Raw genomic sequence first — 2,432 nt, forward strand, 5'->3', positions numbered from 1 at the left:
TGATGTGCTACTTGTACTTGAATGATTTGATGCCCTGTGGCATCAATTGTAATGGTAGCCGGCGCAGCTGCCACTATTTCATACCCTTGTGGTGCTTGATAATTAGGCATTAGTGTTTGTCCTGTATAACCCGTAATGATTTGTGTACCTACCACTTTACCTTGATCTAGGTATTGAATCTCCACGTTTTGGAGAAGCGGTTGATAGTAAATATCGATCGTTGTATTGGCACTATCTCCTGAAACTGTGGTAGCAGGGACCTGTTTTTGGCTAGCTTGATAACCAGCCCATTCAGGGACTGTATATTGATCCCATTGAGCTGTTGTCCACGCGCCATAAGTTTTAGAACCATCAGGATTAATAGTTACCGGACGACTGACGGCCACTGTTTGGGTTTCTGTTTTCAACTGACCGTTAGGTTGATGGAGATTAATCGTCCGGACTTTGGTTTTAGTTTCCGTCGTTTGGGTAAAGGCGGGTTTACTGTCCCAATCATAAGTCGTCACCTGATCGCGTCCAGTTAATTCCATTAAATCATTAGAAGTATACTTGTGCCCCTGTTGATAACCACTAGTGGCTACCCAATAAGGTGAGGTGACTACCCGATCAGTACCAGGAACTCTGGTGCCAACATTTGGGACACCTTGCAAATTAGCATGATTAGTACCGATCACTGTTTTTGTACCTAACACAAGGTGATGGAGGTGAATTGCTCCGAGAAATACAGCCCAAAATTGATTCTCATCCAAACTAGTAGTATCCCACTTACTGAGATCTAAACTGGTTAATGCATGACATTCTTGAAACATACCACTCAAGTTAGTATTGTTAAATTTAAAGTTGTTAACATTCACATTGTTTAAACTCAAACAATCACGAAACATACAAAACATATCAGTAACCTTAGTGGTATTGAAATTGCTGAGATCTAAACTGGTTAAACTTTGGCAACCCCAAAACATATTAGACATATCAGTAACGTTAGCAGTATTGAAATTGCTAAGATCTAAATGGGTGAATTTAAAGCAGTCTTCAAACATTTCAGCCATACTAGTAACCTTAGTCGTATTAAAATTGCTGAGATCTAAACTGGTTAAACTTTGGCAAGCACCAAACATCCTAGACATATCAGTAACGTTAGCGGTATTGAAATTGCTGAGATCTAAACTGGTTAAACTTTGGCAACACTCAAACATCCAAGACATATCAATAACGTTAGTGGTATTAAAATGGCTAAGATTTAAATTAGTTAAATTGTAGCAATCACCAAACATCCCAGACATATCAGTAACGTTAGTAGTGTGGAAGTTGCTGAGATCTAAACTGGTTAAGTTCTGGCAACTATTAAACATATAACTCATATTAGTAACGTTCGTGGTATCGAGATTGGCTAGACCCACAATCTTTTTTAGATTCTTTAAATGTCCGAATAAATAACTGGAATCCTGATTAGCTATCACGCCCGGATCAATGATAATTTGTGTTAGTTCTTCATTCCATTGCCAATTACCGTTGAAGACTTCGGGGCTAGCACCTATACTACCTAAGAAATATTGATGATAACCATTTGGATCTGTTATAGTTTTCTGGCTGCTAGCGCCTAAGGTGCCTGCATGGAAATGTAAAATATAATCTGTGCCTTGGTGCGTATATTCCCACTTACTGGTGCCCCAAGTACCTTGGGCAATTGTTTCTACTTGAGGATCTGTGGTAGTTGAGGCAGTGTTGGCGCTATTTGTGGTCTTGGTAGCTTGCGGAGCCGTTGGTGCTGTAGGTTGGCTTACTGGCTGAGTAGTTTCATTAGCCTTGCTGGCTGAAGAAGCGGCTGCCTGTTGTGTTAGTGCTGAAGTGGTTGTATTGTTATTGGAAGTAGCTGTTTGTGTACTTGTGTTCGTCGCAGGAGTCTGAGTTCCAGCAGTTTGGTTCTGCTTAGCAGTATCGCTAACATTGTCTGTATTAGTAAAAGCCTTTTGTGTGCTATTCTGTTCATTGACAGGCTGTTCCTTTTGGGTAGATTCAGCAGATTTCGTAGATGTAGCAGTTGCTGTATTCTGCGGAATCACCATACTCGTGGCTGTGGGGTCTGGAACATTTGTAGCTGCCGCAGCCGCTTGTTGTTGGGTTAAGACGAACCCACACACTAACCCCACGAATGTCGTGGTCAGTACGATACTTTTCTTTTGATTCAAAATAATTCCTCCTTCTTATGTAAAGTTAGATGTAGCCTTATAGCACCGGTTACAAATTTATCTTAGCACTTTACTAAGAAATAAATTAATCTATTTTGAATGTTGGCAACAAACAACAAACACTGAGCTAGCGCTTAAGTTAATTTTCATTCAATTAACTACATGATAAAAATAATTAGGTTTTCTGCTGCTAGTAGCTGCCTAATATACCATGATTGAATTTATTACATAAAAAAGGCCCTC

1 protein-coding gene is annotated in these 2,432 nt (G+C 39.9%); it reads right to left on the bottom strand.

Going from position 1 to position 2,432, the window contains the following annotated elements; all coding sequences use genetic code 11:
* Positions 1-2,189: BspA family leucine-rich repeat surface protein (locus JG30_RS08765; protein ID WP_245626315.1), on the bottom strand; the 2,189-nt coding region annotated here is incomplete at its 3' end.
* Positions 2,190-2,432: the final 243 nt, after the last annotated feature.

This window comes from Bombilactobacillus mellifer (assembly GCF_000970795.1).
In the GTDB taxonomy this organism is placed as follows: Bacteria; Bacillota; Bacilli; order Lactobacillales; family Lactobacillaceae; genus Bombilactobacillus; species Bombilactobacillus mellifer.